The organism is Candidatus Symbiopectobacterium sp. NZEC135 (assembly GCF_025962695.1).
In genome coordinates this window covers 19350-46161 of sequence record NZ_JAGFPF010000034.1, presented here as the reverse complement: position 1 = coordinate 46161, position 26812 = coordinate 19350, and the positions used below count along the sequence as shown (strand labels likewise).

33 protein-coding genes and 3 pseudogenes are annotated in these 26812 nt (G+C 47.7%); 12 read left to right on the top strand and 24 right to left on the bottom strand.

Annotated features, from left to right (window positions below; all coding sequences use genetic code 11):
* Window positions 1-279 (bottom strand): hypothetical protein (locus J5224_RS16185; protein WP_264626348.1); only part of this gene is annotated, 279 nt, incomplete at its 3' end.
* 41 nt (window positions 280-320) lie between these two features.
* Here J5224_RS16185 and J5224_RS16180 point away from each other — a divergent pair.
* Window positions 321-1166 (top strand): DNA/RNA non-specific endonuclease, encoded by an 846-nt coding sequence (locus J5224_RS16180; protein WP_264626347.1) that lies wholly within the window; start codon window positions 321-323, stop codon window positions 1164-1166.
* A gap of 101 nt (window positions 1167-1267) precedes the next feature.
* Here J5224_RS16180 and J5224_RS16175 read toward each other — a convergent pair whose 3' ends face one another.
* The 4 genes from J5224_RS16175 to J5224_RS16160 all read right to left on the bottom strand — a co-directional run bounded on the left by J5224_RS16175 (window position 1268) and on the right by J5224_RS16160 (window position 5560).
* The gene (locus J5224_RS16175) at window positions 1268-2158 is read right to left on the bottom strand and encodes an oxidoreductase (protein ID WP_264626346.1); all 891 of its coding nucleotides are present in this window, start codon (window positions 2156-2158) and stop codon (window positions 1268-1270) included.
* Window positions 2159-2431: 273 nt separating this feature from the next.
* On the bottom strand, window positions 2432-3295 hold the full coding sequence (locus tag J5224_RS16170) for an HlyD family secretion protein (RefSeq protein ID WP_264626345.1): 864 nt from the start codon (window positions 3293-3295) through the stop codon (window positions 2432-2434).
* Complete coding sequence (locus J5224_RS16165; protein WP_264626344.1) at window positions 3292-3507, bottom strand: DUF1656 domain-containing protein; 216 nt, start codon at window positions 3505-3507, stop codon at window positions 3292-3294. Before J5224_RS16165 ends, J5224_RS16170 begins: the two co-directional genes overlap by 4 nt.
* The gene (locus J5224_RS16160; protein WP_264626343.1) at window positions 3497-5560 is read right to left on the bottom strand and encodes an FUSC family protein; all 2064 of its coding nucleotides are present in this window, start codon (window positions 5558-5560) and stop codon (window positions 3497-3499) included. The genes J5224_RS16165 and J5224_RS16160 overlap by 11 nt, the downstream gene beginning before the upstream one ends.
* Window positions 5561-5637: 77 nt before the next feature.
* Here J5224_RS16160 and J5224_RS16155 point away from each other — a divergent pair, with 77 nt between their 5' ends.
* The gene (locus tag J5224_RS16155; protein ID WP_264626342.1) at window positions 5638-6432 is read left to right on the top strand and encodes an AraC family transcriptional regulator; all 795 of its coding nucleotides are present in this window, start codon (window positions 5638-5640) and stop codon (window positions 6430-6432) included.
* Between the two features lie 110 nt (window positions 6433-6542).
* Here the strand turns inward: J5224_RS16155 and J5224_RS16150 are convergent, their stop codons facing one another.
* The 3 genes from J5224_RS16150 to J5224_RS16140 all read right to left on the bottom strand — a co-directional run bounded on the left by J5224_RS16150 (window position 6543) and on the right by J5224_RS16140 (window position 8516).
* The gene (locus J5224_RS16150; protein ID WP_264626341.1) at window positions 6543-7085 is read right to left on the bottom strand and encodes a GNAT family N-acetyltransferase; all 543 of its coding nucleotides are present in this window, start codon (window positions 7083-7085) and stop codon (window positions 6543-6545) included.
* A gap of 115 nt (window positions 7086-7200) precedes the next feature.
* Window positions 7201-7593: a VOC family protein gene (locus J5224_RS16145; RefSeq protein ID WP_264626340.1), complete on the bottom strand. Its 393-nt coding sequence runs from the start codon at window positions 7591-7593 to the stop codon at window positions 7201-7203.
* A 146-nt stretch (window positions 7594-7739) separates the two neighbouring features.
* Window positions 7740-8516, bottom strand: a complete 777-nt coding sequence (locus J5224_RS16140) for a type 1 glutamine amidotransferase (RefSeq protein WP_264626339.1) — start codon at window positions 8514-8516, stop codon at window positions 7740-7742.
* Window positions 8517-8633: 117 nt separating this feature from the next.
* Between J5224_RS16140 and J5224_RS16135 the strand changes: the two are divergent.
* From J5224_RS16135 to J5224_RS16110, 6 genes and pseudogenes are all read left to right on the top strand, one after another.
* A pseudogene (locus J5224_RS16135) lies at window positions 8634-8834 on the top strand (AraC family transcriptional regulator); the annotation flags it as partial.
* Window positions 8828-9364 carry a CGNR zinc finger domain-containing protein gene (locus J5224_RS16130; protein ID WP_264626338.1) on the top strand — a complete coding sequence of 179 codons (537 nt, stop codon included), beginning with the start codon at window positions 8828-8830 and terminating at the stop codon, window positions 9362-9364. The pseudogene J5224_RS16135 and the gene J5224_RS16130, both read left to right, overlap by 7 nt.
* A gap of 127 nt (window positions 9365-9491) precedes the next feature.
* Complete coding sequence (locus J5224_RS16125; RefSeq protein ID WP_264626337.1) at window positions 9492-10061, top strand: TetR/AcrR family transcriptional regulator; 570 nt, start codon at window positions 9492-9494, stop codon at window positions 10059-10061.
* 447 nt (window positions 10062-10508) lie between these two features.
* Window positions 10509-10985 (top strand): nuclear transport factor 2 family protein, encoded by a 477-nt coding sequence (locus J5224_RS16120; protein ID WP_264626336.1) that lies wholly within the window; start codon window positions 10509-10511, stop codon window positions 10983-10985.
* Between the two features lie 187 nt (window positions 10986-11172).
* Entirely contained in the window at window positions 11173-12180 is a 1008-nt protein-coding gene (locus tag J5224_RS16115) for an alpha/beta hydrolase (protein WP_264626335.1), read from the top strand.
* Window positions 12181-12821: 641 nt separating this feature from the next.
* Entirely contained in the window at window positions 12822-13451 is a 630-nt protein-coding gene (locus J5224_RS16110; RefSeq protein WP_264626334.1) for a YceI family protein, read from the top strand.
* Here the strand turns inward: J5224_RS16110 and J5224_RS16105 are convergent.
* From J5224_RS16105 to J5224_RS16095, 3 genes are read right to left on the bottom strand one after another with little or no spacing between them, the layout of a single operon-like run.
* Window positions 13448-14245, bottom strand: coding sequence for an anti-sigma factor family protein (locus J5224_RS16105; protein WP_264626333.1), 798 nt, complete (start codon window positions 14243-14245; stop codon window positions 13448-13450). The genes J5224_RS16110 and J5224_RS16105 overlap by 4 nt on opposite strands.
* The gene (locus J5224_RS16100) at window positions 14242-14757 is read right to left on the bottom strand and encodes a sigma-70 family RNA polymerase sigma factor (protein ID WP_264626351.1); all 516 of its coding nucleotides are present in this window, start codon (window positions 14755-14757) and stop codon (window positions 14242-14244) included. The genes J5224_RS16105 and J5224_RS16100 overlap by 4 nt, the downstream gene beginning before the upstream one ends.
* A gap of 22 nt (window positions 14758-14779) precedes the next feature.
* Window positions 14780-15331, bottom strand: a complete 552-nt coding sequence (locus J5224_RS16095) for a tetratricopeptide repeat protein (protein WP_264626332.1) — start codon at window positions 15329-15331, stop codon at window positions 14780-14782.
* Between the two features lie 177 nt (window positions 15332-15508).
* On the opposite strand from J5224_RS16095, the gene J5224_RS16090 reads away from it, so the two are divergent.
* Window positions 15509-16528 carry a phosphorothioated DNA-binding restriction endonuclease gene (locus tag J5224_RS16090; RefSeq protein WP_413544684.1) on the top strand — a complete coding sequence of 340 codons (1020 nt, stop codon included), beginning with the start codon at window positions 15509-15511 and terminating at the stop codon, window positions 16526-16528.
* Window positions 16529-16711: 183 nt separating this feature from the next.
* On the opposite strand, the gene J5224_RS16085 is transcribed toward J5224_RS16090, so the two are convergent.
* Window positions 16712-16957, bottom strand: a complete 246-nt coding sequence (locus J5224_RS16085; protein ID WP_413544685.1) for a helix-turn-helix domain-containing protein — start codon at window positions 16955-16957, stop codon at window positions 16712-16714.
* Between J5224_RS16085 and J5224_RS16080 the strand changes: the two are divergent.
* Window positions 16895-17227, top strand: a pseudogene (locus tag J5224_RS16080) (integrase core domain-containing protein); the annotation flags it as partial. The gene J5224_RS16085 and the pseudogene J5224_RS16080 overlap by 63 nt on opposite strands.
* Window positions 17228-17256: 29 nt before the next feature.
* A pseudogene (locus tag J5224_RS16075) lies at window positions 17257-17886 on the top strand (tyrosine-type recombinase/integrase); the annotation flags it as partial.
* Window positions 17887-18295: 409 nt separating this feature from the next.
* Here J5224_RS16075 and J5224_RS16070 read toward each other — a convergent pair.
* The 12 genes from J5224_RS16070 to J5224_RS16015 all read right to left on the bottom strand — a co-directional run bounded on the left by J5224_RS16070 (window position 18296) and on the right by J5224_RS16015 (window position 25735).
* The gene (locus J5224_RS16070; RefSeq protein ID WP_264626331.1) at window positions 18296-18493 is read right to left on the bottom strand and encodes an AbrB/MazE/SpoVT family DNA-binding domain-containing protein; all 198 of its coding nucleotides are present in this window, start codon (window positions 18491-18493) and stop codon (window positions 18296-18298) included.
* A gap of 100 nt (window positions 18494-18593) precedes the next feature.
* On the bottom strand, window positions 18594-19427 hold the full coding sequence (locus J5224_RS16065) for a DUF4942 domain-containing protein (RefSeq protein WP_264626330.1): 834 nt from the start codon (window positions 19425-19427) through the stop codon (window positions 18594-18596).
* 117 nt (window positions 19428-19544) lie between these two features.
* Window positions 19545-19865 carry a toxin gene (locus J5224_RS16060; protein WP_264626329.1) on the bottom strand — a complete coding sequence of 107 codons (321 nt, stop codon included), beginning with the start codon at window positions 19863-19865 and terminating at the stop codon, window positions 19545-19547.
* 69 nt (window positions 19866-19934) lie between these two features.
* Entirely contained in the window at window positions 19935-20270 is a 336-nt protein-coding gene (locus tag J5224_RS16055; protein ID WP_264626328.1) for a type IV toxin-antitoxin system YeeU family antitoxin, read from the bottom strand.
* Between the two features lie 39 nt (window positions 20271-20309).
* The gene (gene radC, locus J5224_RS16050; RefSeq protein WP_264626327.1) at window positions 20310-20783 is read right to left on the bottom strand and encodes a RadC family protein; all 474 of its coding nucleotides are present in this window, start codon (window positions 20781-20783) and stop codon (window positions 20310-20312) included.
* A 52-nt stretch (window positions 20784-20835) separates the two neighbouring features.
* Entirely contained in the window at window positions 20836-21657 is an 822-nt protein-coding gene (locus J5224_RS16045) for a DUF932 domain-containing protein (protein ID WP_192459497.1), read from the bottom strand.
* A gap of 81 nt (window positions 21658-21738) precedes the next feature.
* Window positions 21739-21951: a hypothetical protein gene (locus tag J5224_RS16040; RefSeq protein ID WP_264626326.1), complete on the bottom strand. Its 213-nt coding sequence runs from the start codon at window positions 21949-21951 to the stop codon at window positions 21739-21741.
* 32 nt (window positions 21952-21983) lie between these two features.
* Window positions 21984-22391: a hypothetical protein gene (locus J5224_RS16035; RefSeq protein ID WP_264626325.1), complete on the bottom strand. Its 408-nt coding sequence runs from the start codon at window positions 22389-22391 to the stop codon at window positions 21984-21986.
* A 42-nt stretch (window positions 22392-22433) separates the two neighbouring features.
* Window positions 22434-22799, bottom strand: coding sequence for a hypothetical protein (locus J5224_RS16030; protein WP_264626324.1), 366 nt, complete (start codon window positions 22797-22799; stop codon window positions 22434-22436).
* 97 nt (window positions 22800-22896) lie between these two features.
* Entirely contained in the window at window positions 22897-23574 is a 678-nt protein-coding gene (locus J5224_RS16025; protein WP_192459499.1) for a WYL domain-containing protein, read from the bottom strand.
* Window positions 23575-23628: 54 nt separating this feature from the next.
* Window positions 23629-24360 carry a DUF3944 domain-containing protein gene (locus J5224_RS16020; RefSeq protein ID WP_192459501.1) on the bottom strand — a complete coding sequence of 244 codons (732 nt, stop codon included), beginning with the start codon at window positions 24358-24360 and terminating at the stop codon, window positions 23629-23631.
* Between the two features lie 358 nt (window positions 24361-24718).
* Entirely contained in the window at window positions 24719-25735 is a 1017-nt protein-coding gene (locus tag J5224_RS16015) for a hypothetical protein (RefSeq protein WP_264626323.1), read from the bottom strand.
* A 476-nt stretch (window positions 25736-26211) separates the two neighbouring features.
* Here J5224_RS16015 and J5224_RS16010 point away from each other — a divergent pair, with 476 nt between their 5' ends.
* On the top strand, window positions 26212-26781 hold the full coding sequence (locus J5224_RS16010; protein WP_264626349.1) for an inovirus Gp2 family protein: 570 nt from the start codon (window positions 26212-26214) through the stop codon (window positions 26779-26781).
* The last annotated feature ends 31 nt before the right edge of the window (window positions 26782-26812 follow it).

Below are 26812 nucleotides of genomic sequence, written 5' to 3'. Positions count from 1 at the left end.
GGTGCAAAGATCAGCAAGAAAGCAGGGATGTTTGTTATTTCGTTGAAGGGGTTCCGCATCCCCCCCAACGATTAATCGATCAGCAAACTCAGAAAGTCCCTCAATATTAAAGTGCCCTTTCGGCGATGGCATATCAGAGCATCGCTGCAAAAAAATATTTCCATCTGGAACCGCCCTCTCAAGATCATCATTTATTTTTATTGCATTGATTGATATTAAACTACCGTTTAAAAAACACATGTCACTTTGTCTTTTATGCGAAGTGTAATTGGTTCGCATTTATCCCTCTATCCCGATGTTGTCAGCACTTGGATGAAGCTATGAAATATACGTTTTTACGACTGCTTCCAGTCATGTTTCTTGCCGCATGCACCACCACAAAACAACCTGAGCCGATAGCATCAGACATATTCTCACCGATGAGCGTACCCGTCGATGAGCCAGATATTGATAACTGTGCGGTGGGATGTCCTGTGGGGGGAAGCCAACAAACCGTGATACGCGAAGCCTACACATTAAACAATAATCGCAATACCCGGTTTGCCAATTGGGTGGCCTATAAAATCACACATGACAGTATTGCCAGTGGTGGCACCAGAAACTGGAGGCGCGACCCCGTGCTACCAGATTCGGACTCGCTTGCCCCAGCCGCCTACACCGGTGCAAATGCTGCTTTATCTGTCGATCGCGGACATCAGGCACCGCTCGCGGGGCTTGCTGGTTCATCCGATTGGCAATCGCTAAACTATTTGTCGAATATCACGCCACAGCGCTCAGCCTTAAACCAAGGGCCTTGGGCCCGTTTGGAATTGCAAGAGCGCTTGCTGGCAAACCGCCCAGATTCCGCCCCCGTTTACGTGGTTACTGGCCCTTTATTTACGCGTAAGATAGCCACGCTGCCAGCAGCCCCTGACGTCGAGATTCCCAGCGGTTACTGGAAGGTTATCTTCACCGGCAACCATCCAGAAACAGGCGAGTTTGCTGCATTTATTATGGATCAAGATACGCCCCGAGCGGCTAACATCTGTCACTATCAGGTCACTATTCACGAGATAGAGGCGAAAACCAAACCACATCTGAATATCTGGCCTTCTTTACCAAAGGACGTGGCCGCTAAACTCAAATCCCGCAAAGGGACGCTAGCGAAAGCAATGGGATGTTTGTAATCGTCGGATGGCATAGCACCCATTATTTGTGCGGGTGCTAATACCAGTCAGAAATAAGGATGAGGTTTGGACGGATACACCAGCACATCGTGTACATGGCATCACCCCGGACCTTCACTCCCTGCAGCCAACAGCGGGACCAGCACATCGCTGATAGGTGTAGGAATCCCCTGAGAGCGACCATAACGTTGCACCACGCCGTTGCGGATATCCCACTCCAGTGGGCGATTGGCCTGACGGTCAGCGAGAATAGACGTGCCAAGATCCGCAGGCGCATGATGAAAACCATCCAGGATCGCCTTGGGTACGTCATCGTTCAGTATCGCACCTTCAGCACGCGCTACCGTCAGGCACTCATGCAGATAGGCCAGTGCCAGTTCAGTGATATCTTCGCGTGAAAACATTCCGGCGCGGCGATTAGCAAGGACCATCAGACCCGCGACCGCGTTCTGCAACAGCTTGCGCCAAGCGATGGAGACAAAATCGTCTGACAGCTCAACCGCACAGCATGTGCCAGCAAGCGCATCAACGACCCGTTGTGCCTGCGGCACATGCGGCAGTGTCAGGCGTGGTTTGGCACGTAACCAGACTGAGGCATCCGGCTCACGCTGTGCCGGAAACCACACGACCGAAGGCAGCACTCTTGCGCCGTTAACGTAGGGTGTCAGTTGCGTTTCCTGTTCGACGCCATTTTGCAGTGCGCATACTACGGTGTTTTTATCACACAGCGCAGCCAGCCAATGGGCGCTGTCAGCTAACTGGGTAGTTTTCACTGCCACAAACACCAGATCGAAGGGCTGGCGGATTTCCCCCGAATGGTTTAATACCGGACCTGGTACGACAACCTCACCGCCCTCGTGACGCAAAATTAACTGGGGATGCGCGGTGCGCCCACAAAGGACGGGCGTACGACCAACCTGATGAAGCACAGCGGCGATCGTCGTACCAATAGCACCGGGGCCAACAAGAGCAATCGAGGGCTGATCGGACATCTTATACTCTCCTGATTTGATTAATCTATCATTAGCGTGCTGGCGACAATCGCCGTACATGCCAGCATATTTCTCAGTGCTAACCTCACGCCGAGAAACAGATAACCTAATATTGCGGCATGGAGTAACCCTATAAACGTCTCCCGCTAAGAACCTATCCTGGTAAGCGGCATTGGTGCAGCCATTGACTAGCCCTATTGGGATAGGCTCTCTGTTACTGTTTGCTATTCACTCTAGCATCTGGCCACTCTATAACAGCGTCATTATTCACACTTAAGGCGTGATCGAGACACTCGCAGACAATCCTGCCACTAATTCAATCCCACTGGGTAACTTATCTATATGAATGCGCACGGGAATTCTCTGCGCAAGTCGCACCCAGTTAAAGGTAGGGTTGACGTCTGGCAAGCCAAGCCCGCCCGTATCGTCATTGCTGTCACCTATTCCATGTCCAATGCTCTCAACATGACCGGCCATCACAGGTTCAAATCCCATAAGCGCGATTTGTGCGGTGTTCCCCACGCGAATATGACGCAGCTTCGTTTCCTCAAAATAGCCAACCACCCAGAAACTGTTAGCATCGATGATTGAAACCTTTGTCACGCCAGCGGTTGCATAGTCTCCGGGAAGAAGCCTGAGATGCGTAACATAACCCGATACCGGTGACCGAACGGTGGCATGTGATAGATTGAGCTGTGCTAACTCCAGCGCAGCCAGCGCGCCATGATAATTCGCCACTGCCACGTTTGCCGCACTGTCTGTTTGTTGTAAATCCTCTCGGGAAATAACCCCTTTGATCTGGGAACGTCTTCTCACAGCATCCTGACGCATCAACATCTCATGACGTTTGGCGTCAACATCCGCCTGTGCGCTGCTCACGACCAGCGTCAACCACTGTGGGTCTATCGTATAAATAACATCACCACGATTGACCCACTGATTATCTCTCACAGCAACACGGTTCACGGGTCCAGAAACATCAGGGGCAATCTGTACTACGTCAGCTCGCACCCGGCCATCTCGAGTCCATGGCGTTTGTGCATAGTGTTTCCACATCACAAAAGCCAGAACGGATGCCGCTACGACAGCACTTAACGTAAGCGCATAACGGCCTAACAGCGATAAAAGTGATTTCATGCTAATAACCTCAGCGCATGCGCACCCTGCATCAGCAGGAAAAAGGCAAAAATATACGTCGAAAAACCGACCAGTGGACGGCAAGGCAAACTGCGATAAAACGTGCTGAACGAGAAAAGCGGAATCAGCAACAACGTGCAGAATAAGGTAACGAGTGCGATAACTAACAAACCCGGCAAAAAGACGCCGCAGAGATTAACGTCACTCATCATCAGCTTGATTCCTGTTCTGTTCTTTCAATGCACAGTGAAGATCAACCAGTTTGTAGATGAACTGGCGCGATGGTTCATGTACCGTCGGAGAATAAATCCCCACCATTGACGCAATACGCTGGCGTAAGATATCGGTGTCTGTCTCATGATCCAGTAAGTGAAGCATCTCATTGATTCTCCCAACCACTTCACGCCCAGCATTCAGACGTAAACGCCGCAAGTGCATGACGGAGAGGCCCATACGCAGGTAGTGCAACAGCGTGTTTAGGGCCTGCTCCGATGAGTGACTGCTTCGTGGTAAACGCGGTAATAACAATGCTGTTCGGTCTATCATCAGATTCGTCCAGTGCACCTCATCTGGAGAAAAAGCGCCCTTCACGCTGCGCCTGACGTCACGCCTGCAAAGTCGTAGCAAACGATTTATGGCAGAGTCTGCCTGCACGGTTTGCAGCAAACGCATACTGACCACAGCAAATCCTGTCGCAGCAAATAAGGCGATGGCGGTATTCACCGCTACGGCAAAATCCCCCCGATAATGGGCGCCTAACTCACATAAAATAGGCAGTGTCAGCGTGATCCCCATGGCCATAAACGTGGTGGGAGGACGCGCCTGTAACGATCCGGCCAGCAAATATGCGGGGGCAAGCACCGCAACCAGCACATTGAAATCGGCGATCTGTGGGAGAAGGACAAAACTGTAGACCAGACTGATCATTACGCCATACACGGAACCAACAATGTATTTAACAATGTGCGGGGCCGGAGTATCGAAACTGCCAAACAATGTGCAGCAAACACCCAGTATAGAAACCGCCGTGCCACCATCAGTCCAGGCAGAGTAAATCCATATCAGACAACCACTCAGTATTATCACGAAAGCACCACACGCAGTACGTGCCGCAGTAAGGCTGTCACGGTGGAAAACATACCCCTTAACCACCTTGTCCTCCGGCTTCATTTTCGCGGGTTGCGCGCGATGGATAACATCAGCAAGGTGCTCGCACTGCTGCAGTAGGATAATTGCCTGCTGCAAATAATGAATTAAGCTCACCCGCAACGCGTCTTCAAACGTCAGCACACCTGCGGCGAATAACGATGCTAGCGTCTCGCTGCGTGCTTTTAGCGCTTCTCCCACTCTTTTTCGCTGTTCTGCATCCTCGCAGGTAAGCCAGTTCCGGGTATCGGCCAACAACATCTGTAGATCGATAGGTAACGTATCTATCATCTGCAGACGATCGCGTAATTCACAACTGACCACGAGCAACCTCGCCAGCCGGTCATGGATAACTTTTCGGGCATGACGGACAGGTACTGAGAGGGCAACGTCGTAGGGTATATGGTGATTTACGCCCTGTAGGAATTGTAACGCCAGTGCCAACCTTAGGTTTTCCGAGGCCTCGTTGGTTTTACCTGTTAACGCGTCTGCGACCCTCTGTCGTGCTAAGTACAATGTTTCCGATATCTTGCTATTAAACAGCCCTAATACCCGTTTTGGCAAAATATACCTATGGACCAAAACTGCGCAGAAGATACCTATCACGATTTCCTGCACCCGGGTAATCGCGATGTCAAACATCGCGCCGGGATCAGATACAGCGGGAAACCCAATCAGGCTCGCGGTGTAACCGGCTAATACAAAGGCATAAGCGCGAGGCGTACGGTCAAGCAGCGATAAGTAAAGGCAAAAGGCAATCCAACTGGCGAGCACCACACTGCAAACAATCGGCATATTGACAAAAGCAGGTACGATTAAAACGGTCGCCCCCGCCCCAATTATCGTTCCCGCCAAACGATAAACGCTTCGACTTAGGGAAGCGCCAACCGAGGTTTGCGAAACAATATAGACAGTGATGATTGCCCAAGACGGTTTATCCAACCCTATCGATAAGGCGATGTAATAAGCCAGCATCGCTGCCGCAAAACTCTTGGCGGAATACAGCAAGGCATTGGCATCACCCACCAACGTGGGTGAGAACAAATACCTTCTGGCACGGCGCAGTACGACATATTTATTCCGCAATAAGCGGAGGAGGAAGAAGTCTGTTTTGCTCATGCCGATAATTATTACCGGGTTGCACACTTCATTAAATACTATATTCTGTCAAAAAATACCTAAATATAGCCAATGATATGCAACCACGGTACGCCACCACACTCTTTGACCCCGATTCAACACAGTGCCCGGCAGTCGCACGGCATATTGATTTCGTTGATTACGAAGCAGAAGTGCCCGTTCATACACACCGTAAGGGACAATTGATTATTGCGCTTTATGGCGCTGTTATCTGTCGCGCGGAGAATGACATATGGATCGTTCCTCCTCACTGTGCTGTATGGATCCCTGGCGGAATGCCTCACAGCATCAAAGCGACTTGGAACGCGCATCTCAACTATTTATTCATTGAACCCGGAGCCGCTGCACTGCCAGATAAATGTTGCGCTCTGGCCATTTCCCAACTGATAAAAGAACTGGTCAACCGTTTAACTCACGAAGACGTTGATTACCTACCGGACAGCCACATCGCCAGGCTCACCCGCGTTACCCTTGATGAATTAGTCGCTATGCCGCAACAGAAATTAAGCCTGCCGGTCTCTACTCATCCCAAAATACGCGCAATGGCTGATGCGCTGGTAGATCATCCAGAAGACCGTAGCACCTTCAAAGAATGGGCAAAGAAACTGGCACTGAGTGAACGATCGCTTGCACGGCTAATGCTGCGCGAAACGGGACTGACCTTTGGGCGCTGGCGCCAGCAGCTTTACCTGATCATTGCGTTGCGAGAGCTTGCCAGCGGCGTATCAGTGCAAAATGTGGCCACTGCATTAGGGTATGAATCGGTTAACGCCTTCATCACCATGTTCAGAAAAACGATGGGCAGCACTCCCGCACATTATTTTGCCGAACGAAAAACAGTGACGCCGTGACCCATTCACGCTAATTAATGTGGATGCATCGTGATATTTTTATGCTCGCCTCGAGCGAAGCGTTGGCATTAACGTCAATGCGAAGGCGGATTAGAATTTCTCTCTAAAGACTATACCGTGGCCTGCCACTCTTTTTTAAGAAGCGCATAAACGAAGGTGTTGTCATATTTTTGCCTGCCATCTTCCCTGACAAAAGAGACGAATTCCCTGAAGCAGCCTTCTTGACGCATACGAAGGCGCATACAAAGCCGCTGAGACGCCAGATTATAGTCTTCAACATAGGCATACAGGCGGCTGGCTGCTTTTTCAGTAAACAAATAATCAAACAGTGCAGCGACGGATTCAGTGGCAAAGCCCTGACCTTCATAACGCGAGTTGAAATGCCAGCCCACGCACCAGGTATTCTGGTCTGACTCTTCACGATTATCCGCAAACAAGTGGCCGATAAGTTCGTCGGTTTCTTTAAGACATACAGCGAACTGACTGACATCATGGGCGCGCTTGTCCGCCTCTTTTTTTGCCTCATCGAGAGAACGGAGCTTCTCATCATAAAAACAGGGGGCACGCGGCGAAGATAAATAATCGAACAGCGCCGCCGCATCTTTGCCAGCAAATGAACGAATGACGAGTCGCGGCGTAGTGGTAATAACCATAAAACCTTCATATTAATTACAGGAAATTTTCAGCCTATCGTACCATTCGTCAAATAATGACGTCACCTCCCCTGCGCTATCGCCAATCAGGTTAGTCCCTTCCGCCTGAAATTATCTACTCAGAATAATGGAATTCAATTCTTATACCACTGGGGTCATAACACATCATGTGCATTGACGGCCCTTCTCTGATAAAGGTTGGTTCGAATTCGATTTCAATATTATTCGCCTTCAACACATCCAGAATCTGAAACAGGACCTCTTTACTTTTCACCCGCAAAGCTAAGTGATGGAGTCCTACATTCATTTTACGATCAAATTTAGTGGGTTCATCTGCTTGCGTTTTCCAAAGCGTTATCATGAGTGCATCATCTTTTACAAAAATGGCTGGATAATCTTCGCGTCGTTTAACTTCCTCCCAGCCCAATAATTTAGTGAAAAATTCAGCGCTTTCTTCAAGATTTGATACGGCTAAACCAATATGGTGCACACCCGTAGTCACTGACATTATTAATGATCTCCTGTGGAAAAATGCTTCAGCCCTCGTTTAAATCTTTAATCAATGAACGAGCTAGCAGGATGAGATATCTTTAAAATTTAACATGAACAGTCATGGTATCCGTTTCCTCACACGAGGTAACAGCTATAGGCAGGCTATTTCATGCCAAAGGCAGACTTTTCAAGTGACATGTTCTTAAAAGATCGTCCTAGTATAGATGAGTTGTAGCAAACCTGTAGTTTGTCCAGAAAAGCGAACAACACATTGTTCATTTCACTGTAGTCATGCGCCCGAAGCGCTTCGCGGGTGTTAACAAAGCGAAATTCCGCAGCCCGGCTCAAATCGTTTTCTGAATGGGCAATAAGCCCCTCGACTACATCTGACGTTAACTCCATATGACACTGGAACCCATAAACCAGGTCAGAGTAAGCCACTATCTGGCGCGGACAACCTTCACTGTACGCGATGATTTCTGCATCAGATGTAAGGCCCGGCATATCGCTGTGCCAGTGACCCACTTCAAGCCCCTTACCGAAATGAGAGAACATGTCATGTTCCTTTCCTGATTCTGTCAGGGCAATCGGGAACTTACCGATCTCCTTTTCCGGACTGTGGGCAAATGGGGCACCCAGTGCTTCACCGATGAGCTGCGAGCCTAAACAAATACCGATGACAGCTTTACCAGCATGTATTGCACTGGCGATTACGGCCTGCTCACGGCGAGAGTCAAAATGAGGACACGCTTCAAGGGTGACGGCCGGGTCCTGCGGTCCGCCCATAATAATCAAGAAATCGACCTCCTTCACATCCTCTGGCAGCTTTTCACCTGCATAAACACGTGAAAAAGTGACCTCATGCCCACGTGACCTTGCCCATGTTTCATACGCACCTGGGGCTTCAAAACTTTCATGTACGATAAAGTGAACTCGCATTAGGATAGGCTCCTGTAAAACTGATGATAATCCTGATGTTGAATGCATCCCCCACCCGGTTGGTCATACCCGGGTGGTTCCGATTTCGCTATCATACTTGCAGGAGCTAAATCTGAAATGCCAGGTAGTATAGATAAAGCGCCAAGACATGATGAGTTAACAGGTTGGTCTGGCACCGCCATACGCTATGAGCGGGGAGAATCAGACCCTCCGCATCACCACATCGAAGGGCAACTATTATTTGCTACCAAGGGCGTAATGCTGGTCGAAACAGAGGGCCATCGGTGGGTAATACCGCCTCAGCGTGCATTATGGATAACCTCGCGCTGGATTTCATTAACACTGAATGCGGAACAGGAGACGACAGACATGATTGTTTTGAAGGCGATCTCAGCGTTATAGACTGGCTTACAACGGTGGGCCTTGTTTCAATGGGGACAGAGCCACCAGGTGGATTATTAGCTGAAGCTCGCCAACTCCGTGATGCCTCCAGAGCGGTTGTGCATGCAGCAATGAACGCCGTTGAGGTTGATTTGGATGTGATTAACCGGATTCTTGAGCAAGGACATCCCCTGACGAGATTGCAATGGGATCAGGACGCGCAGTGCTATCATGTTGATGCTCATCCCGTCGGCAATAGCCCCGAAAGTCTTCTCTGGCCCATTGCCGATGCACTGGTGAAACTGGTTACTGGCAATAAATTTGAATTCGTGCGCCAGTGTGAAGCACACGACTGCATCTTACTGTTCCACGATCTGAGCAAATCACATCGCCGCCGCTGGTGCAGTATGGCGACCTGTGGCAATCGAATGAAAGTGGCGGCCTTCAGAAACAGGACGAAATCGTAGTGATTTTGGCCGCTCTTCTTATGTCGCGATTAAGGCAAATTTGATGTTGTCGATGCGCACACCTTATATTCAAAACACGTGTTGTCTGACACTTGACCAAGGAGAACGTTAGTTCTACCCTTATGCTATGAACAAAAATACGACTAACACACGAGAAAAAATCCTCGCGACCGCCGAACAACTTATCTATCAGAACGGCATTCATGCCACTGGTATGGATCTTCTGGTGAAGACGTCAGGCGTTGCCCGAAAAAGTATTTATCGTTATTTCGCCAATAAAGACGAAGTGGCAGCTGCCGCGCTGAATGCGCGCGATATACGCTGGATGGAATGGTTCAGGACGGAATGCGACAAAGCGGATACCCCGCAGGAGCGTATCCTGAACATTTTCACCGTGCTCAAAGGCTGGTTTGAGTCCGAGGGATATCGCGGATGTGCGTTTATCAATACGGCGGGTGAAGTGGGCGACAGTGCCAATCCTGTTCGCCTGATAGCCAAACGACATAAACAGAAATTACTGGATTACACGCTTGAACTTGTCGGGCAGTTGGATATCGAGCCGTCTCTCCCCTTGGCAAGAAAGTTGCTGATACTGGTAGAAGGCGCGATCACCATGTCATGTGTAATGGGCGATTACAACGCCGCTGACGACGCCAGGGATATTGCTAAACTGTTACTGGAACAGGTATCGCAATAAACGCCCAGGTGTGCATTTTAAAAATGCATCATTACTGCTGATTGTGCAGTCTCCTGCGATATAAAAAATCATTTCCGTCTGATTTATCAAAGACCCTCTCTGTACTCACGCAGAGGGGGTGAATTCAATCATCCCGTTATTTAGTTACCCGGCAAGCCCTTCCTCTTGCTCAAACAAACTGCATTCTGATTTTTTTATCATCTTTTTAGCAAGCCTCTTGACGAAGGTAGAACGATCGTTCTACCATTAGCGCATGGACACAGAGCTACACCTCTGGTCAGACGGTTGTTAACGCAGTGGGAAGCACTATCGCCGGGTCGAATAAGACAGGCGAATGCCGCTCCGACCTTAGCGTAATGGACGTTGTGGGGCAGTGGGTGAAATCTGAAGTCTGAGTATCCAGAACCCGGTTTTACGGGTGCATCCAAATACAAAGGGGTCTTGAACATGTCTCATACAGAAATTCGTCCGCCGCTGCCTCCTTTCACCCGCGAATCAGCGATTGAGAAAGTGCGTCTCGCTGAAGATGGCTGGAACAGTCGTGATGCTCATAAGGTATCGCAGGCGTACTCACTGGACACCAAATGGCGTAACCGCGCCGAGTTCGCAACCAATCGTGAAGAAGCTGAAGGCTTTCTCACACGCAAATGGAATAAAGAACTTGAGTATCGTCTGATAAAAGAACTATGGGCATTCACTGACAACCGCATTGCCGTTCGTTACGCCTATGAATGGCGCGATGATGCCGGTAACTGGTTCCGTTCTTACGGCAATGAAAACTGGGAATTTGGCGAAGATGGCTTGATGCATCATCGCTACGCATGTATCAATGACATACCAATTAAAGAAAGCGAACGCAAGTTCCACTGGCCTCTGGGGCGTCGTCCAGATGACCATCCGAGTTTATCTGATTTGGGCCTTTAACTCTCTGCATGTCTCGTAATGGGCGCCTGACTACTCCCCTGGCCGGGCGCACGTTTCAGTGATGTGATGCAGGATTTCCCCATTCAGGCGGAATGGCATTCACATGAGAGAAGGCAGGAAAATCTTGTTTTTTATCCATATAAGTAGCGCACTATATAATCGCAAACAATTTTAATAAGGTGACACAATGAATATCAAATCTGCATTACTGTCTGCCACAATGGCAGCCGTTTCAGTCAACTGTTTTGCTGATGCATCCACACCAGAACGCCACGTCCAGCAATTCTTAGATGCATTAAACAGCGGCGGGGGAAAACCCATTGAACAATTGTCTCCACAGGCCGCACGTCAGGTGTTGATCGATGCGCAGAAAGGAGCCACGCTGCCGGCGGCGAACGTCAGCGAAAAAACGATCAGCGTTGACGGCCAGAATATTACACTGAAAATTGTTAAGCCTCATAACGCACAGGGAACCCTGCCTGTTTTCATGTTCTTCCACGGTGGCGGCTGGATTCTGGGCGATTTCCAGACGCATGAGCGACTCATCCGTGACCTGGTCAGTCAGTCCGGTGCGGCAGCGGTCTATGTCAACTACACACCGTCGCCAGAAGCACACTTCCCAGTGGCTATCAATCAGGCTTATGCCGCTACCCGCTGGGTCGCCGAGCACGGCAGCGAAATTGGCGTTGATGGGACACGTTTAGCGCTGGTGGGTAACAGCGTGGGTGGAAACATGGTTGCCGCCGTAGCGCTTCAGGCAAAACAACATAAATCCCCTGCCATTCGCTACAATGTCATGCTGTGGCCTGTCACTGACGCGAATTTCGATACAGGTTCTTATAATCACTATCAAAACGGCTATTTCCTGTCACGAAACATGATGAAGTGGTTCTGGGATGCCTATACGACTAAAGAGAATGAACGTAATAATATTCTCGCCTCACCACTGCGCGCAACGCGTGAGCAACTGCTGGGATTGCCACCCACACTGATCCAGACTGCCGAGTTCGACGTACTTCGTGATGAGGGAGAAGCCTTCGGGCGTAAACTCGATGCAGCTGGTGTGGATGTGACGGTGACCCGCTATAACGGCTTGATCCATGATTTTGGTTTGCTGAATGCGCTGAGTGATGTTCCTGCTGTACGGGCAGCCATAGGTCAGGCAGCAGGGCAGTTGAAAGAACATCTGAAATAACGGATGAGTGACCGGCAGGTACCGCCTGCTGGTCGCGGCTACCCTCTGCCACTTGCTTGTCTTCCTTATAAGGTTCCTGATTTGTCGGGACTGCACCTTTAATCATTTTCAGTTTTCCCCCGGCAGGCATGCGAGTGCCCGCTGCCCCGGGGGCTTTTTCCTGCTTAATCATACCCGGCGTTGTTGAGAAAGTTGAATAAACGCCTGCTCATTTCACATTTATAATTGAGTGGATACTTTTATAACCCGTTCAATAAAAAACCGGGCGGCGGGGCTCTGATGGGCATTCTTTCACCGTAAGGGAAAGCAACGTCTGTCGGTGCGCAATCCGGCTCCGTTGGCGACGTAGGAAGCACTTAACCAGAGTTAGCCGAACGAATATAAACAGCAGTATTATCAACGGTTCGAAAGTGTCTAGCTTACCCGTAGCGATTCACTGGCTTTCCGCTTCGCGACTTCAATACTCGCGTCGTCGTGATAACCCATTTTGAAATCAACACATTGCTAAATTTGAGAAATTTCTCTGGATGACGGTTCCAGCTCGTCAGCGCATCACGTGCCGAGGTCACCGAGCGATAGTGTAATCGAATAGAAAGCACGGTTGGCGCGTTTACATCGTAATCACATTAAGGATTACCATTATGACTCGCATCGTGCCCATCATCGCTCTCGGTTTTTTAATCAACTCGCCTTTGCTATACGCCAGCCCGGCCAGCTACAGCATCAACACGCAGAAAACGACAATTGCACTCTCATGGCGTGCATTTGGGGAAACCTCAGAAGCCAGCCTGGGAAGAGTCACGGGAGACATTACGCTGGATGCCGGGAACGCAGAGAAAGACCGCATTGATGTGACCATTCCGGTAGCAACGCTGGAGGCATCCAATAGTCTGCTCATTTATCAGATGAAAAGCGGCTTTTTTTTCGATGCCGGACGTTACCCGAATATCACTTTCACCAGCAATCGTGTGGTGGCGCTGGGAGAGGGGCATTTTCGTGTTTTTGGCACTCTGGCCGTGAAGAACATTTTGCGCCCGGTCATTCTGGATGCCTTACTGAAGGGGAAAAACGGGGAATTTTTCGCCGCTGAAAGCATTTCTCTGCATGCCTCGACAGCGATTTCGCGTTCAGCATTCAATATGGACAGTTTTGCTGCACTGGTGGATGACACAGTAATAATCAATATTGATATTCAGGCCAGTCCACATCCGGTTGCACAAACCATCCCGGCAGCCAGCCCCTTCGGACTGCCGGAGCGTCCTCGATTCTAAGCAAGCTCCGCCTGCAATGTCAGCGCGCTTTGTCTTAACTGAGAAGCCGGGTTACGGCCAATTAACACAAACTGATAGCGCCCGGAATGCCACCAGACAAGGTTCATTGAATGACGCTGCTCATGATTAAGTTCGGAGCTGGCAGGATGACGGTCCGGAGAAATACACAGCGCCATCGGGCCGAAGTCGGCATGCATCCAGGCAATTTGCGCAATCGACGTGCTGTCGTAGCGTAGCATGCGCACCATTTTCAGCTCAGCTCCCGGCAGGGCAAGTTGCCGCTCATTGGCTTGCAAACCAATGTCCTGCGCCGTACGTACCAGTCCCCGCTGCAACGCAGATGCGGAATTGTCTGCATCGAGCAATGTTTCTGCGCTATACAGCGACATGTACTGAGCCTCAAGGTCACGAATTTTTTCACTTTCACTCAGAGAGCGGGCTGTGGGGCGTGCGAAATAGCCCAGCCCAGAACCGATAACCAGAAAACTTAGCGAGGCTGCAATCAGCGAGCGGCGGCTGACCCCCGTTGCCTTGTCGGTGGTTGCGGGTTGTTGGGAGAGCAGGTTAGCCAGCTGTTCCTCCATGCGCGACTGGGGCGCCGCGTTAAGAAGAGGCGCAAAAGCACTGGCAAAGTCATCCTGGTTGAGACGCAGCAATTCAGTTCGTTGAGACAGTTGTACATCCTGCTCAAGAGCGGCCTCAAATCGCTGAGCATCATTTGCCTGCATCTCGCCATCCAGCCAGGCGGTTATCGCCTCATCACCATACGGTGCTGTGAATCTGGTGGATTTCAAAAACGTTTCTCCTGTACAGAAGGCGGTGTGTTAACCATCTGGGCTATTTTCGCCCGCGCAGTCGCCAGCCGACTCATGATCGTTCCAATTGGTACGGACAATGTTTCTGATGCCTCCTGATAGGTGAAGCCTTCAACATAAACCAAAAAAACGGCATTGCGTTGTGCTTCAGGCAGAGCACTCACGTGCTGCATGACTTTCGCATAGTGAAGGCGGGTATCATCCAGCTCTCTGGTATCAGGTGCCGGTAATTCATCGCTTTCAACAAACCCCTGACCAAGTCGCACCTGACGGGCGCGTACATCAGAAACCCAGATGGAGTGCAGGATTGCGAATAACCAACTGTCGATGCGCGTGCCGGGGGTGAACTGCGCGCTTTTTTCAAGCGCGCGAACACAGGTTGACTGGACCAGTTCTTCAGCAACCTCTCGGTTACGTGACAGAACCAATCCATAACGCCAAAGGCGTGTCAGATGTTCAGCAAGGTGCTGACGAACGTCACTGGTAGTGATTTTTTTATCCTCATACCATTATTCAGGATTCGGGATGGCCATTAATGGCAGCCTGCAGATCCCTGAACTCCTCACAGCCATGGCCGCAAAGTGAGGCGATGGCTTTCAATTGTTCTTTTGCCAGGTCTGGACGTCCTTTCACCAGCCAGGCTTCCCCCAGGTATTCGCGTACTTTGGCATAACCCGGATCGAGTGCTAATGCGCGCTGATAATAGCCAATCCCTTCATCAGTACGGCCCAGCTTACGTGTCGCATACCCGCGATAATTCCATGCCTCAGCTGTATTGCCATTTTTTAGGGTGTCGAGCAGGTTCAGGGCTGCCTGATATTCCCCTTTTTTTGCCAGATGGTAAGCATAGTGAGTTTTGTCCTCGTCGCTGAGTCGACTGGTTTTCTCCGGCACGCACCGCTTTGTCGTGCTGTCGTAAACCTGCCCGGTGGGACAATCTGGCGTCTTGCTGTTTGTATTATCGTCACCTGCGGCAAAAACCGAAGTGACAGGGAGCAGAACAAACGCCAGAGGAAACAGAAAATGTCTCAGGACAGCGGAAGATAAAAGCGAAAAACGGTTCATGGTGAACTCCGGGTTACAGGTTGCGTAGTCTCAGTCATAAACGAACTTCATCAGTGTCTTAATAATGGGTAAACGCGACAACCGCCGAATCTATTCGATAAAAAATGTTTTTTCGCTTTTTATTATGAAGTGCAGGTTTCGGCTCGCCTCCTTCTTTGTGTGAGTGGATATATCAGCATGACCGACAAGTGGTTCTATAAATTGATTAAGGACGGCGAGTTTCCGAAACCGATCAAACTGGGCCGCCGATCGCAGTACATCTTGAATCTCACTGATTTTACGAGCATTATCGTTATATATCTCTTTCAACCTGTACCGGATATATCATCAGTTCAGGAACTTCAAACCGCCATCAGTAACCTGTCAATCTGGCGTAAAGGCGACCAGCGTGCGCCCCATAAGCCCTTGTTGCTGCTGTATGTACTCTCGGCCTATCAGCAGGGTCACCCCCGTTTATTTCACTATGGCGATGAAATCCGCACACATTTACTGGCCCTTTTACATAGCTTTGGGCCACAGCGGCGCGCTCATGTTCCACAGATGCCATTTTGGCGGTTGAGAGGGGATGGTTTTTGGCAGTTGCAGAATGATGAGCGCTGTTCCCCCCGGAAAGGGAGTAAAGAGCCACCAAACCGCGAGCTGATCCAGCATGACGTTATGGGGGGATTTGACGAAGCCAGCTATCAGCTGTTATGCAAACAGCCGCAACTCATCGATAAACTGGCTCAGCAGATTTTAAGTGAGCACTTTCCTGAAAGCGTGCAGGACGTGATTGCCAACCGGCTGGAATTGGCTCTAGACGATGTACGCAAGTCTCGCGATCCGCATTTCCGCCAAACCGTGTTGCGTGCCTACCAATACCGCTGCGCGGTCTGTGGCTATGATTTACGCCACGATACGACGCCGGTCGGCCTGGAAGCCGCGCACATCAAATGGAAGCAATACGGTGGACCCTGCACTGTGACCAACGGGCTGGCATTATGCTCGGTGCACCATTCGGCATTTGATATCGGTGTTATTGGCATTGATGACGGCATGAAACTGATGGTTTCTGAAGGGGCTAACGGCAGCAAAATCGTCGAACGCCTGTTCTGGGATTTTGAGGGAAAACCGCTATTACTGCCTAAAAAGCGGGAATACTATCCGCTGGAGCAGTTTGTTAAGTGGCATCGTGGGCAGGTGTTTAAAGGTATTTGATTTCGTTTACGGGTTTATCTCAGTTGGCTTATGGTAGAACCGCAAAGTCATTTTCTTCGGCTTACTTATGCCCCTAGGTCGAATTGCATCATTAGTCAGTCAACGCATCAGAAGGGGGAACCCGATCTTAAAAAGATCGGATCCCCGCACACCTAATTTACATCTACAGGCACCAAAGAATCGTTACTCAAGCTTTCGCCTGATCTGCTTTTGGCGATCAATAAGGTTGCCCGCTGCATCAAAGTAGCGGCTTGGCCAGATCTCCGAAGGATGAATCCCCAATGCTCCTGCGAGCAGGAATTCACCTTTCGGCCATGGCCAGGAAAGGACATTAGCCAATGTAGATGAACTAAGCCCGGCCTGTCTGGATATCCGCTGAAGATGCGGATGGATAACGGACCGGAACTGATATCTCTGGCTCTGGCACAGTGGGCTGAAAACCACGGTGTGATGCTGGAATTTATCAGGCCGGGTAAGCCAACGCAGAACGCCTTTATCGAACGATTTAACCGGACGTACCGGACCGAAATCCTGGATTTTTATCTGTTCAGAACGCTGAATGAAGCACGGGAAATCACGGAGCGCTGGCTGACGGAATACAACAGCGAACGACCCCATGAATCGCTGAATAACCTGACGCCGGAAGAATACCGGCTGATGGCTGAGAAACCGGAAATCTCAAAAAGTGTGTGGAACTAAAACGGGTATGCTTACATCCCGATTCACATCAAGAAAAAGCATTCATGTCTCGGGTTTATCGTTGGGCCTATGAGCGCGGGCTGGTGAAAGGTAATCCGACAAAAGGGGTGAGACAATACAAAGAAGTTAGCCGCGATCGCTACATTACACATGAAGAATATCAAGCGCTTTACTCAGTAGCACCCGATGTGGTGAAGGTTGCAATGGAGTTGGCGTATCTTTGTTGCGCCCGGCAAAACGATGTTCTTGAAATGAAGAAGAGCCAGTTACTGAGTGAAGGGATTTTGATCAAGCAAAGCAAAACAGCCGTGGCGCAAATTAAAGCGTGGAGCCCCAGACTTAAAGCCGCCATAGGGATTGCCAAATCGTTAGATCTAAACGTTGGAATGGTCAGTTTATACATCATCCACCAGTCATCAGGGGCGAAATACACACGCGACGGTTTTAACAGCCGCTGGCGCAAAGCAAAGCTGGAAGCGAAAGAACGATTTCCCACACTGAATTTTGATTTCACTTTTCACGACCTGAAAGCCAAAGGGATTTCAGATTTGAAAGGTAATCTCTATGATAGACAGGCCATCTCAGGCCATAAGAATGTTGAACAAACTGCAAGATATGACCGAAAAATTGCTGTTGTGCCAGTTGTTGATGGTCAGTAATGGCAGCAAAATATTATGAAGAGATATTATGAAATGGTGATTTTCACACAAAAAAACCACCTTGCGGTGGCGTAATAATATTTATAACTAATTGTTTTTATTAACTTAAACGATGGTGCCGGGGCGGGACTTGAAAAACACACCCATCTTATTGAAAATAAAGACACATCACAAGCCAACATAGTCGATATATCCTCATTTGTATACTCAGTCTTTTTCCCTTCACACCACCGACTACTCGCCACACAATTCAACAGTGATGGTAAAAATGTTGCGATGCAAAATCTGATGTATAAATAACATCGGTACAACTTCATTCAGCGGTTAGATGCTATCGCGGTTTAATGTAGATAGCAAAATCGTTATCAAGATGGCGAGTGCATATCTGACAATCGGTTCGCAGACATCATCAGGTCTGAGATGCTTTAGGTTGCTCCCTGTCCTCCATAAAATCAGAAGTGACATCCTCGGTAGCAAACCAACTATTCCAGCCCTCCCCCGATGACGTAGTGATACGCGAGTGATCGATCGCAGTCGTATCTGCGTCTTTCACATCACCGGTTAATGCAGCTGTTTTTAAGATACTGCTATTCCCTTTTCTCATCATCGCCCTTCTCCCGCCAAACGATACGTGACCTACACCCCTTTTACATTACCAGATGCGGTGCGATGGACAACCTCCATCCTTCCCCCTAGCCTGTCGATAATCACCTTGCCGCCAACATCCCTGGATAATGTTTGACAATAATGTCGTTCATCTGATCGATCAAGTCGGGGCGTTTAAAGGTGATATGCCCGGTGCCTTTCTGAAAGTAACGCACACTAAAGAACTCATCCTCGTATTCCTGCTCGTGAGGATTATCGCGGATATGGTCCATCAGCCGGATGGTGACATCACCCCGATTGTCGGGGATCGGTTTACCATCCAGCAGATAGAGCATACGCTCTAGGTCGGCCAGTTGATCGCGTCGCCAGCCCCAGTTCAGGCCAAAGCCCCAACGGTTGTAGGTCACCAGATTACTGATGATGATTTTCTTGCCAAAGTAGCAAGGGTGATTGGTTTTGTAATCCCAGGACAGCCCTTTGAATACATTGATCACCCCGCGCTCGAATACCTCCTGCTTACTCTGGTGAAGTTGCTCAAAGGTGCTGAGTATATTGGCTTCGCTGATGACCGGTAGCTCCCCTTCATCGAGATTTTTATGCCACTGGCTGCGGGCTTCGGCATCCATCAGCGAAAGCATGCCGGATTTCAGCATCAGGTCGCGCCAGATATTGCGATCCAGCGTGCGGGTGATGGCTGGCATCGCCTTGTTGGGTACTTCTGTTAGCCAGCAATCATAGCGATGCCCCTGCTTTAACGCCCAGTCTTCAGCGGTGCCGCCACCAATAGTCGCAGTTAGTGTTGAGATCGCCCGTAGCTGGTTGAGGAGCTGTTCTATCTGTTGCAGCGCGGTATCACGTCCGGTAACGATACGTTCGATATTGGTCGAGCAAATCAGCTCGGAGTGTTCGGTCAAAACCTCGGGTTCAATTTGCATAGTTTGTGGTCCATACATAAAAGCAAATGCGCCAGCCGGTAAGGGCTGGCGCATTATGCATCGGGGAGAGAGATAAATAGGGTTGGTGTGGTGTTACTGGAAAACAGCTCGGGATCTTTATGCCTTAAGTAAGCCTGTTGCACGTCTGGCGCGAAGAATATCGACAGTAGTGATAAACGGTGATTGCTCCTGCCAGTTAAAGCCGTTGCGATCAATGCGCACCAGTTCGTATTTTTCCACCAGAAAATTGATGGCATTGACCAACGTGATGCCAGCATCGATATGCTCCTGAATGACGTTTTCCTCACAGAACGGTGTGTCGTTCAGCGTCAGGCCGTAGTGCTTTTCCAGCAGATAGGTAAGAAGTTGCTGCCAAACTGCTATGGGTGTCGGGCAGGATTGATCCTCCCGTGACGAGATTGCAGGTGTTGTTTGCATGGGAATACTCTCTTCAGGTTAAGTCGATAAAATCAGGGAAACGTTCAGAATGGGGAGAGAAGCTGCGGATTATTGTGTTGCCGCCGAAGAGGGATAAATAGAAATATACACGTAGCCAAAACTGCCCAGCGTATCGGCTTCACAGGTCCATTCGTTACAATACAACGTGACGCAACCTTGCTGACGGGGATTCAGTTCCCCCGCGCGTAGCTTCTGTTCCAACTGCTTAATCAGCTCAGGAAAGATCTGTTCCAGATGATGGGCTTCTGTTTTGCTGAACGCACCAACAACACTGGCCCGATCTGCCAGATAATGAAGATAGTGGCCTTCCTGCACCAGTCTGGCTCCGAATTGCGGAGTAACGGCACGTTTTAGTCCCCACTCCGGGGAATCCGATGATGGCATGGTGTTTTCCTTATTAGATCGCGATGCTAAGTGTGGTCATCACAGCCAACCACGTTCAGCGAACGACACCACCTCAGCGCCGCCAATAACCAGGTGATCAAGTACTCTGATATCAAGCGGTGATAGGGAATTTTTCAGTGTGTCGGTAATATGGCGATCGGCCTGACTGGGTTCTGCCCAGCCGGAGGGATGGTTATGCGCCAGTATCACGGCAACGGCATTATGGCGCAGTGCCGATTTGAGGATTTCACGCGGATGCACTTCGGTACTGTTGATACCACCCAGCGCAATAATTTCCTTTTCTATCAGACGATGCTGGTTATCCAGATACAGCACCATAAAGACTTCACGCTCCAGGCTACTGAGTTCCAGCATTAACCAGTTTTTGGTGTCCTCAGACGTTTTGAACTGTCGTGCATTTTTTCGTACCCGTTTTTCCAGCAAGCACAACGCCATCTGGATGATGCGCTGCTCTCTGGGCGCAACGCTGCCTGCCAATGGATTACATGACATGGTAAGTCCTTGAAGTGAGGTAATAAGGGAGAATGAAACAAAATGAGGGAAATTAGGATGCCAGTTCCAGCATATTTTCGGCCAGTATCCACAGGGCGCGGTTAAGTTTTACGTCACCATCAATCCCTTTGACAGCACGGGTTCTGGCTCGTTTGCCTTGAACTGTACGGCCTGATAGTCCACCTTTAATCAAATTTTCCTGAATACGCTGGTAAGTGGTCCACAGATCGTTGCTTTCGTCCTGCCAGCGGCGAGGCGACAGGATTTGAGCCTCTGTCACTGGCTGATACTCTTCACCAAATCGGTAGGTTAACGCAGCCTGAGCCAACGCAGTCTGTGCCGGTGGTGGTAATAATAATGACTGCATGGCATCACGTTTTTCATCAATGCGCTCAAAGGTATCTAATACCTCATAAGCCCCCTCAATAACACGACCAACCACATCACCCTTATGGGGAACACGGACTTCACCCAAGGATTCACCACAAATTAAACCATTGTGGCAAACCTGTCTAAAAAGACCAGGTAACATTTGATAACTGCTGGAGCCGTCATGGCTATTAAGCAAAATAATCTCTGGCACCTGTTTGCCCGAAATTTGACCTTCCCGGCGCAAGCGTAGCATGTGCTTGGTATGCTCCCGTTTCTCCGGATCACGTACACGGGTTTGGCAGGCAAAAAATGGCTGAAAGCCTTCACGCTGTAAGTTATCCAACAGGGTAATGGTGGGAATATAAGTATACCGTTCGCTACGCGAGCCATGCTTGTCTTCACTAAATACACTGGGAACCGTGTGCGCCAGTTCGTCACGGGTTAATGGACGGTCACGGCGAATAATATTTACCGTACCAAAGCGCGAGGCTAACTTGGGCATAAAAACTCCTTATGTGCCAGAGTGAATGACCCTGGCACATCTTGTTGAAATGATAATTAATGAAAGAATGGATTTCATATTTCAGGCAGTAAAAGCAGTACGAAGAATAAAATTCATTATTGTAGTGGTTATTGCACCCACCAATAAAAAAGCAGCCTCCCGGGCTGCTTCAACTTCTTCGTCATTATAACCTGCCTGCCGTAAGTGCTCAGCTACAAAATCCTGAGCTTGAGCACTTGAATACCAGGTAATTACTTTACCTAATGCAGCAATTAACATTTTAAGTAATGACATAATGCCTGACCTTTATCGATAATATTTGAAAGTCATTCCTTATCACAGGGATAGTACTCAGAACCAAAGGGGGGGAAGTCCTTATTGCCTGTAACATTAAATGTGTATGACTTTCCATTCGCATCACTGACACGAATAACTTTCGCCTGACGTAATGCCTCCCATTCTGTTTTTATCCGTTCTAATGAGTGAAAGGGTTGTGATACTTCATGCCCATCAACCTGTAGCTGAGAATAATCACCGCTAAACCCGGCCTGCACACGTAAAACAGGCGGTTTTGAGGAATATAATTCACAGCTGATTTCAAGATAATGCTTATCGTCATTACTCAGATGAACGCCTGCATATCCCTGCAATGACCAGTATGTCCACTCAGCCGCAACAGCACTACCCAAGGGTAGCAACAGCGCCGCCAATACGGCACCTTTTAAGTGCTTCATGTTTGGTATCCTTATATTTCAGTGAGATAACGAGGTATTACTTCAATCAAAAGTGAATGTCCAACCGCCTTTGTCTGTATCCACCTGGACCTCTGAGGCAACACAATCATTGTAAAAAGGGACTTTTACCGATTCACCATAGCGAAGTGTGGCCGGGATAATCGTTTCCTTATTGCTGGTACCGAAGTATTTCAGATTTCCGATACGGCAATTCCCTCTATTGACACTGATATTATTGATACGAACAGTATCGGTTTTAGCAGTGACAACGACATCAACGTAGCGATTTCCCGCCACATGGACATTGTTATATGCCATTATTGTTATTGGTACTGGTGTTTGCGCACCGATGACCATTCCGGAGAAGAATAATGATAATGCGGGTAATAACCATTTTGAATGATTCATGCAATAACTCCTTATAAAATGCGTGTAGTATCTCATTGTGTAATGTGGTGATTTAATAAGTGTGAATGAGTTTAACGACACTCATTATTTATCCTATTTATTCACGTATAAGTTCACAGATATATTGAAAGTGTGGTAGCGCTGTAATGAATCGTTTATCCTGAAAGATTCGTCTCATTTCCTCCTTTTTACTAAATGAACTAATGGTCATAGCTACATCGGTAATTGCCACCAAATTAAATACTTTTATGTGGTTTTGCTTTTCTGTCGCCAGATACCATTCCCCATCAAAGTAAATAAGGCGATAGGGGGCAATGGCGATTTGTTTGCGGCCATTATGTAAAAAGTTGATTAAGCGGTTTTTAACTATAGCCTGTGTGATGGCATAAAACCCACCGAACAAAGAAGGAACATTTCGTGGCGGCGCATTATAGACGATATAGGGAGAGTCCTGTCCTGCATCCAGCAAAACGGAAAGCAACTTTTTATCCAGTGCAGGGAAAAATTGTGCCACATGGGTAATACGCGCAAACGTAATGATATCGTGATCGGTACGAAATGGCCCCCTGGCATCAGAAAGCCGCAAGTATCCATCTTTTAATTCGGTATCCAGATACTGTAACCGCTGTCGTAAATCTCTCTGAATCGTTCTTTCCGAGACATTGAATTCTAAAGCCAGTTGTTTGACTGACAGAGACTCCCCCATGAAGAGCCTGCTGACTAGAATAGCCAGGCGACTGGCGAGCCGGTCGTAACGTTTTCCCTGTTCAGGCATGGTGTTAATTCCTGTATAAATTCCGTGCATCCCTTTTGGCATATACGGAATAAATCAATATTGGGTAAGGTTTTTCTGACGTAGCCAGGCGATAACGATGCAGGCAGGGATCGTGACTCTGTATGCCGGGCCCGCAATATCCGACAGCATCCAGGCTGAACTGAGCGCCAAACCGACGGGTCCAGCGAGAACTGAAAGGGCGCGAGACGCAACGAACACGGTTCCCCAGGTGGCGATCCCTCCGAGTGCGGTGATAACGCTGGCTGCCAACGTTGTTGCGAGTTCCAAGGCGGCAACAGAAGAGGTACGAATGGCTGCCTGTATAGCGATAAGAATGAGTTGCGGTGTTGGGCTGGTTAAATCGAGCTGCATATTTTTAGACAACATCGCCAGTTCATCTGGTGTCATTTTATCCAGACTTTTTTCCAGCACTTTCATGAGCAGATTGAGTTCAATCGACTCCGTCGTACTGTTTTTATTGTAATTAACATCCAGCTTGTCACAGACATCGCACAAAATTTCACGGTAAAGAACGCCCTGTCCACCGCGCACCAAACTGACTAACGTGTTTGCGCCAAAAGTTTGTAACTCTGCGCCTATCGACGTCCAGTATTTGCTGTGATCCGGGTAAAAACGTTGATATTCGCTTGTGCTGGTTAACGTCTCCGACCAGCGTTTTTCACCGTCCTTACTATCAATGGTTAACAATTCAACCAGCAGTTGAAGGTCTTCATTACTGCATTGGCTTAGCAAAGCCAAATCAGGATCTAGCCGATAAACTGCCATCATCTATCCTCAATAATCGTTTAGGAGCGATTACTGTAAAGATGCATATGGACAGGATGTGTCATTATTTTTGTTTATTTTTTGTTCTATTTATATAAACACGGGCAGGATGTGTCAAAAAAGAAGAATACTAAATAACTCAGCACATTTCTGCTCGACGTTTAATCGAGCGAAACCAACACTGGCTAGTACTCATGCCCTACGAGGGTAACGCTACAATGTGAAATTTTAATCAAGTGTTCTCTTAACTGTATGCCTCTCAGATTCATAGCAAGGGCGTTCTGGGAGCGGTATTGAGGGCTATTGTTTCCGCTAGAACATTCTCAATATGGTTATATGTATTTAATTTTTAGATGAATTACACCATTTCTTTATACAACAGAGCAACTGCCATATTAACCAGAGTTGTTTGGCTTTCATTATATTTAGATGATAATTCGTTAAGCATTTTCATGCTTTCCTCATTTACTCTCAAGTGCTCTATAACTTTCTTTTTATTAATAGCCTTTTCTTTTTCACGTATTTTTTTCTGTGACCACGCTTTAATCATAGCGTTAATCAGTACTTTAAAATCATCATTTCTACTCAAGAGATAAAGTTGGGTTACTAGTGAGCATTTATTATCAGCTTCTGTCAATGGTTCAGTATATGGTACTGAGATTCCTTTTTTCTGTAGATAAGAAAGTGAAAAAATAATTACTTCTTTGTTTTTTATTAATAAATCAATATTTGCTTTTTTATTACAGTTTGTTTTATCTGATTTATAAGAGTAAAAAACCATGGAGATTAAATGTCCGATTTCGGCTCCTCTGAACGGTAATTCATTTAATATTTTAACGATTGAAGAATAACGTTCTTTGTGACCAGCTATCGCTGTTGGAATTTTTAACACATCAACTACAAATTTATTATTGGGGTCATAATTGTATACAGTTTGACTATAAACATGGAAATTATATTTTTTAAGCTCTTTTAAAACAGACATCCATTCAAGACTAATTAACACTGACCAAAAATAGTAACATGCCTCGGGATCTTTTTTGAGCCAGACAATACTCTCTATGGGAGCGAGATCTCCCTTAGAATCATTTATAAGATGCTGAAGGTACAACAGAGGAGGTGATTCTTTTCTGGACCGTATAGCCGATATAATGAACTCAGACATTGCAACAGCATTGTTAGCGATATCAGGGAATATAGAATTAGCATTAGTAATATTAAGCGACAACAACACTTTTCGAATTGTCAGCAGGGGATATGTCAAAATATATTTCCTAAGCGAAATCGTATCCTCTCCTATCAAAGGCTGAATAAGCCTAGCCTTTAATCTTTTTATTTCGTTTTCATGATCATTATTCAATTGCTCATCACTCATTTTGAAATGCCGTGCTTAATCATATAGTTAAAAGATATAAAAATGAAGAGATTTCATAGAATAATCATGAAAAAAACATGTTTTTTTGAGGAAAAAACGTTCCTTAAAACTGATTGTTATTTATTTTTTCCTTGTAAAATCAATGAACAAAATGGTGTGTAGTGCCACACCTCAATTACAGAGTGATTCATGCACAAAAAACCGCTAGCAATCAGTGCATGAGTCTAATTAACTATTTAAAAAACTGGATTTGATTGTCTGATTTGTAATATATACTTGGTTCACACCTATCATGAAGGCCGTGAAATCACACAGGCGTTTTTAGATAAAACTCTATTGAGTAAAACTCAAGTCAAACATCAATGAATCCTGATTGCAGGTCATTTAGCAGTCACCATGGCATTGCCATCAAAAATAAGTATTTTTTTACAACTCCGGTAATGGATATGAACAACAATCCACCGGAGATAAACTCAATGAATTACACTTACAATCCCTTCTGGCAACAGCGCATCATCGATACATTTTTGAGTTCTTTAGATGCTTATCGTAGAGTGCTGATGCTAAGAGTGGACTTAAGAATCCCAAATATTCCAGCTGCAACTGATGCTGCGGTGATATCTCGTTTTATCGAATCACTTAAAGCAAAGATTAAAGCTTGCCAACAACGTAAGCAGCGCGAAGGAAAGCGAGTACATATCACTACCCTGCGTTATATCTGGGTACGAGAATATGGTGAAATAAATGGGAAAAAGCATTATCACGTTATATTGCTACTGAACCGTGATGCATGGTGTGGGGCTGGTAACTTCTTGGACACGAACTCATTAGCAGGGATGATTCAACAGGCATGGTGCAGTGCCTTGCATATTAATGTGCAGCGATTTTTCGCACTGGTTCATTTTCCAGATAACCCGTCACTATGGATTGATCGAAGAGATAATGAGCAATTACAGAAGGGACTGGAGCGGGCCATGTATCTTGCCAAATACCATACCAAAGTCACTGATGATGGAGACCGTAATTTCGGCTGTAGTCAGTGTTAAAGACTTTATATATAACAAGACAGCTTTTGTT

Bases quoted from the DNA above. Each gene is read 5' to 3' on its own strand.
- J5224_RS16180 (WP_264626347.1), top strand. From the start codon at position 321: ATGAAATATACGTTTTTACGACTGCTTCCAGTCATGTTTCTTGCCGCA.
- J5224_RS16175 (WP_264626346.1), bottom strand. From the start codon at position 2,158: ATGTCCGATCAGCCCTCGATTGCTCTTGTTGGCCCCGGTGCTATTGGT.
- J5224_RS16170 (WP_264626345.1), bottom strand. From the start codon at position 3,295: ATGAAATCACTTTTATCGCTGTTAGGCCGTTATGCGCTTACGTTAAGT.
- J5224_RS16165 (WP_264626344.1), bottom strand. From the start codon at position 3,507: ATGATGAGTGACGTTAATCTCTGCGGCGTCTTTTTGCCGGGTTTGTTA.
- J5224_RS16160 (WP_264626343.1), bottom strand. From the start codon at position 5,560: ATGAGCAAAACAGACTTCTTCCTCCTCCGCTTATTGCGGAATAAATAT.
- J5224_RS16155 (WP_264626342.1), top strand. From the start codon at position 5,638: ATGCAACCACGGTACGCCACCACACTCTTTGACCCCGATTCAACACAG.
- J5224_RS16150 (WP_264626341.1), bottom strand. From the start codon at position 7,085: ATGGTTATTACCACTACGCCGCGACTCGTCATTCGTTCATTTGCTGGC.
- J5224_RS16145 (WP_264626340.1), bottom strand. From the start codon at position 7,593: ATGTCAGTGACTACGGGTGTGCACCATATTGGTTTAGCCGTATCAAAT.
- J5224_RS16140 (WP_264626339.1), bottom strand. From the start codon at position 8,516: ATGCGAGTTCACTTTATCGTACATGAAAGTTTTGAAGCCCCAGGTGCG.
- J5224_RS16130 (WP_264626338.1), top strand. From the start codon at position 8,828: ATGGATAACCTCGCGCTGGATTTCATTAACACTGAATGCGGAACAGGA.
- J5224_RS16125 (WP_264626337.1), top strand. From the start codon at position 9,492: ATGAACAAAAATACGACTAACACACGAGAAAAAATCCTCGCGACCGCC.
- J5224_RS16120 (WP_264626336.1), top strand. From the start codon at position 10,509: ATGTCTCATACAGAAATTCGTCCGCCGCTGCCTCCTTTCACCCGCGAA.
- J5224_RS16115 (WP_264626335.1), top strand. From the start codon at position 11,173: ATGAATATCAAATCTGCATTACTGTCTGCCACAATGGCAGCCGTTTCA.
- J5224_RS16110 (WP_264626334.1), top strand. From the start codon at position 12,822: ATGACTCGCATCGTGCCCATCATCGCTCTCGGTTTTTTAATCAACTCG.
- J5224_RS16095 (WP_264626332.1), bottom strand. From the start codon at position 15,331: ATGAACCGTTTTTCGCTTTTATCTTCCGCTGTCCTGAGACATTTTCTG.
- J5224_RS16090 (WP_413544684.1), top strand. From the start codon at position 15,509: ATGACCGACAAGTGGTTCTATAAATTGATTAAGGACGGCGAGTTTCCG.
- J5224_RS16070 (WP_264626331.1), bottom strand. From the start codon at position 18,493: ATGATGAGAAAAGGGAATAGCAGTATCTTAAAAACAGCTGCATTAACC.
- J5224_RS16065 (WP_264626330.1), bottom strand. From the start codon at position 19,427: ATGCAAATTGAACCCGAGGTTTTGACCGAACACTCCGAGCTGATTTGC.
- J5224_RS16060 (WP_264626329.1), bottom strand. From the start codon at position 19,865: ATGCAAACAACACCTGCAATCTCGTCACGGGAGGATCAATCCTGCCCG.
- J5224_RS16055 (WP_264626328.1), bottom strand. From the start codon at position 20,270: ATGCCATCATCGGATTCCCCGGAGTGGGGACTAAAACGTGCCGTTACT.
- radC (WP_264626327.1), bottom strand. From the start codon at position 20,783: ATGTCATGTAATCCATTGGCAGGCAGCGTTGCGCCCAGAGAGCAGCGC.
- J5224_RS16045 (WP_192459497.1), bottom strand. From the start codon at position 21,657: ATGCCCAAGTTAGCCTCGCGCTTTGGTACGGTAAATATTATTCGCCGT.
- J5224_RS16040 (WP_264626326.1), bottom strand. From the start codon at position 21,951: ATGTCATTACTTAAAATGTTAATTGCTGCATTAGGTAAAGTAATTACC.
- J5224_RS16035 (WP_264626325.1), bottom strand. From the start codon at position 22,391: ATGAAGCACTTAAAAGGTGCCGTATTGGCGGCGCTGTTGCTACCCTTG.
- J5224_RS16030 (WP_264626324.1), bottom strand. From the start codon at position 22,799: ATGAATCATTCAAAATGGTTATTACCCGCATTATCATTATTCTTCTCC.
- J5224_RS16025 (WP_192459499.1), bottom strand. From the start codon at position 23,574: ATGCCTGAACAGGGAAAACGTTACGACCGGCTCGCCAGTCGCCTGGCT.
- J5224_RS16020 (WP_192459501.1), bottom strand. From the start codon at position 24,360: ATGGCAGTTTATCGGCTAGATCCTGATTTGGCTTTGCTAAGCCAATGC.
- J5224_RS16015 (WP_264626323.1), bottom strand. From the start codon at position 25,735: ATGAGTGATGAGCAATTGAATAATGATCATGAAAACGAAATAAAAAGA.
- J5224_RS16010 (WP_264626349.1), top strand. From the start codon at position 26,212: ATGAATTACACTTACAATCCCTTCTGGCAACAGCGCATCATCGATACA.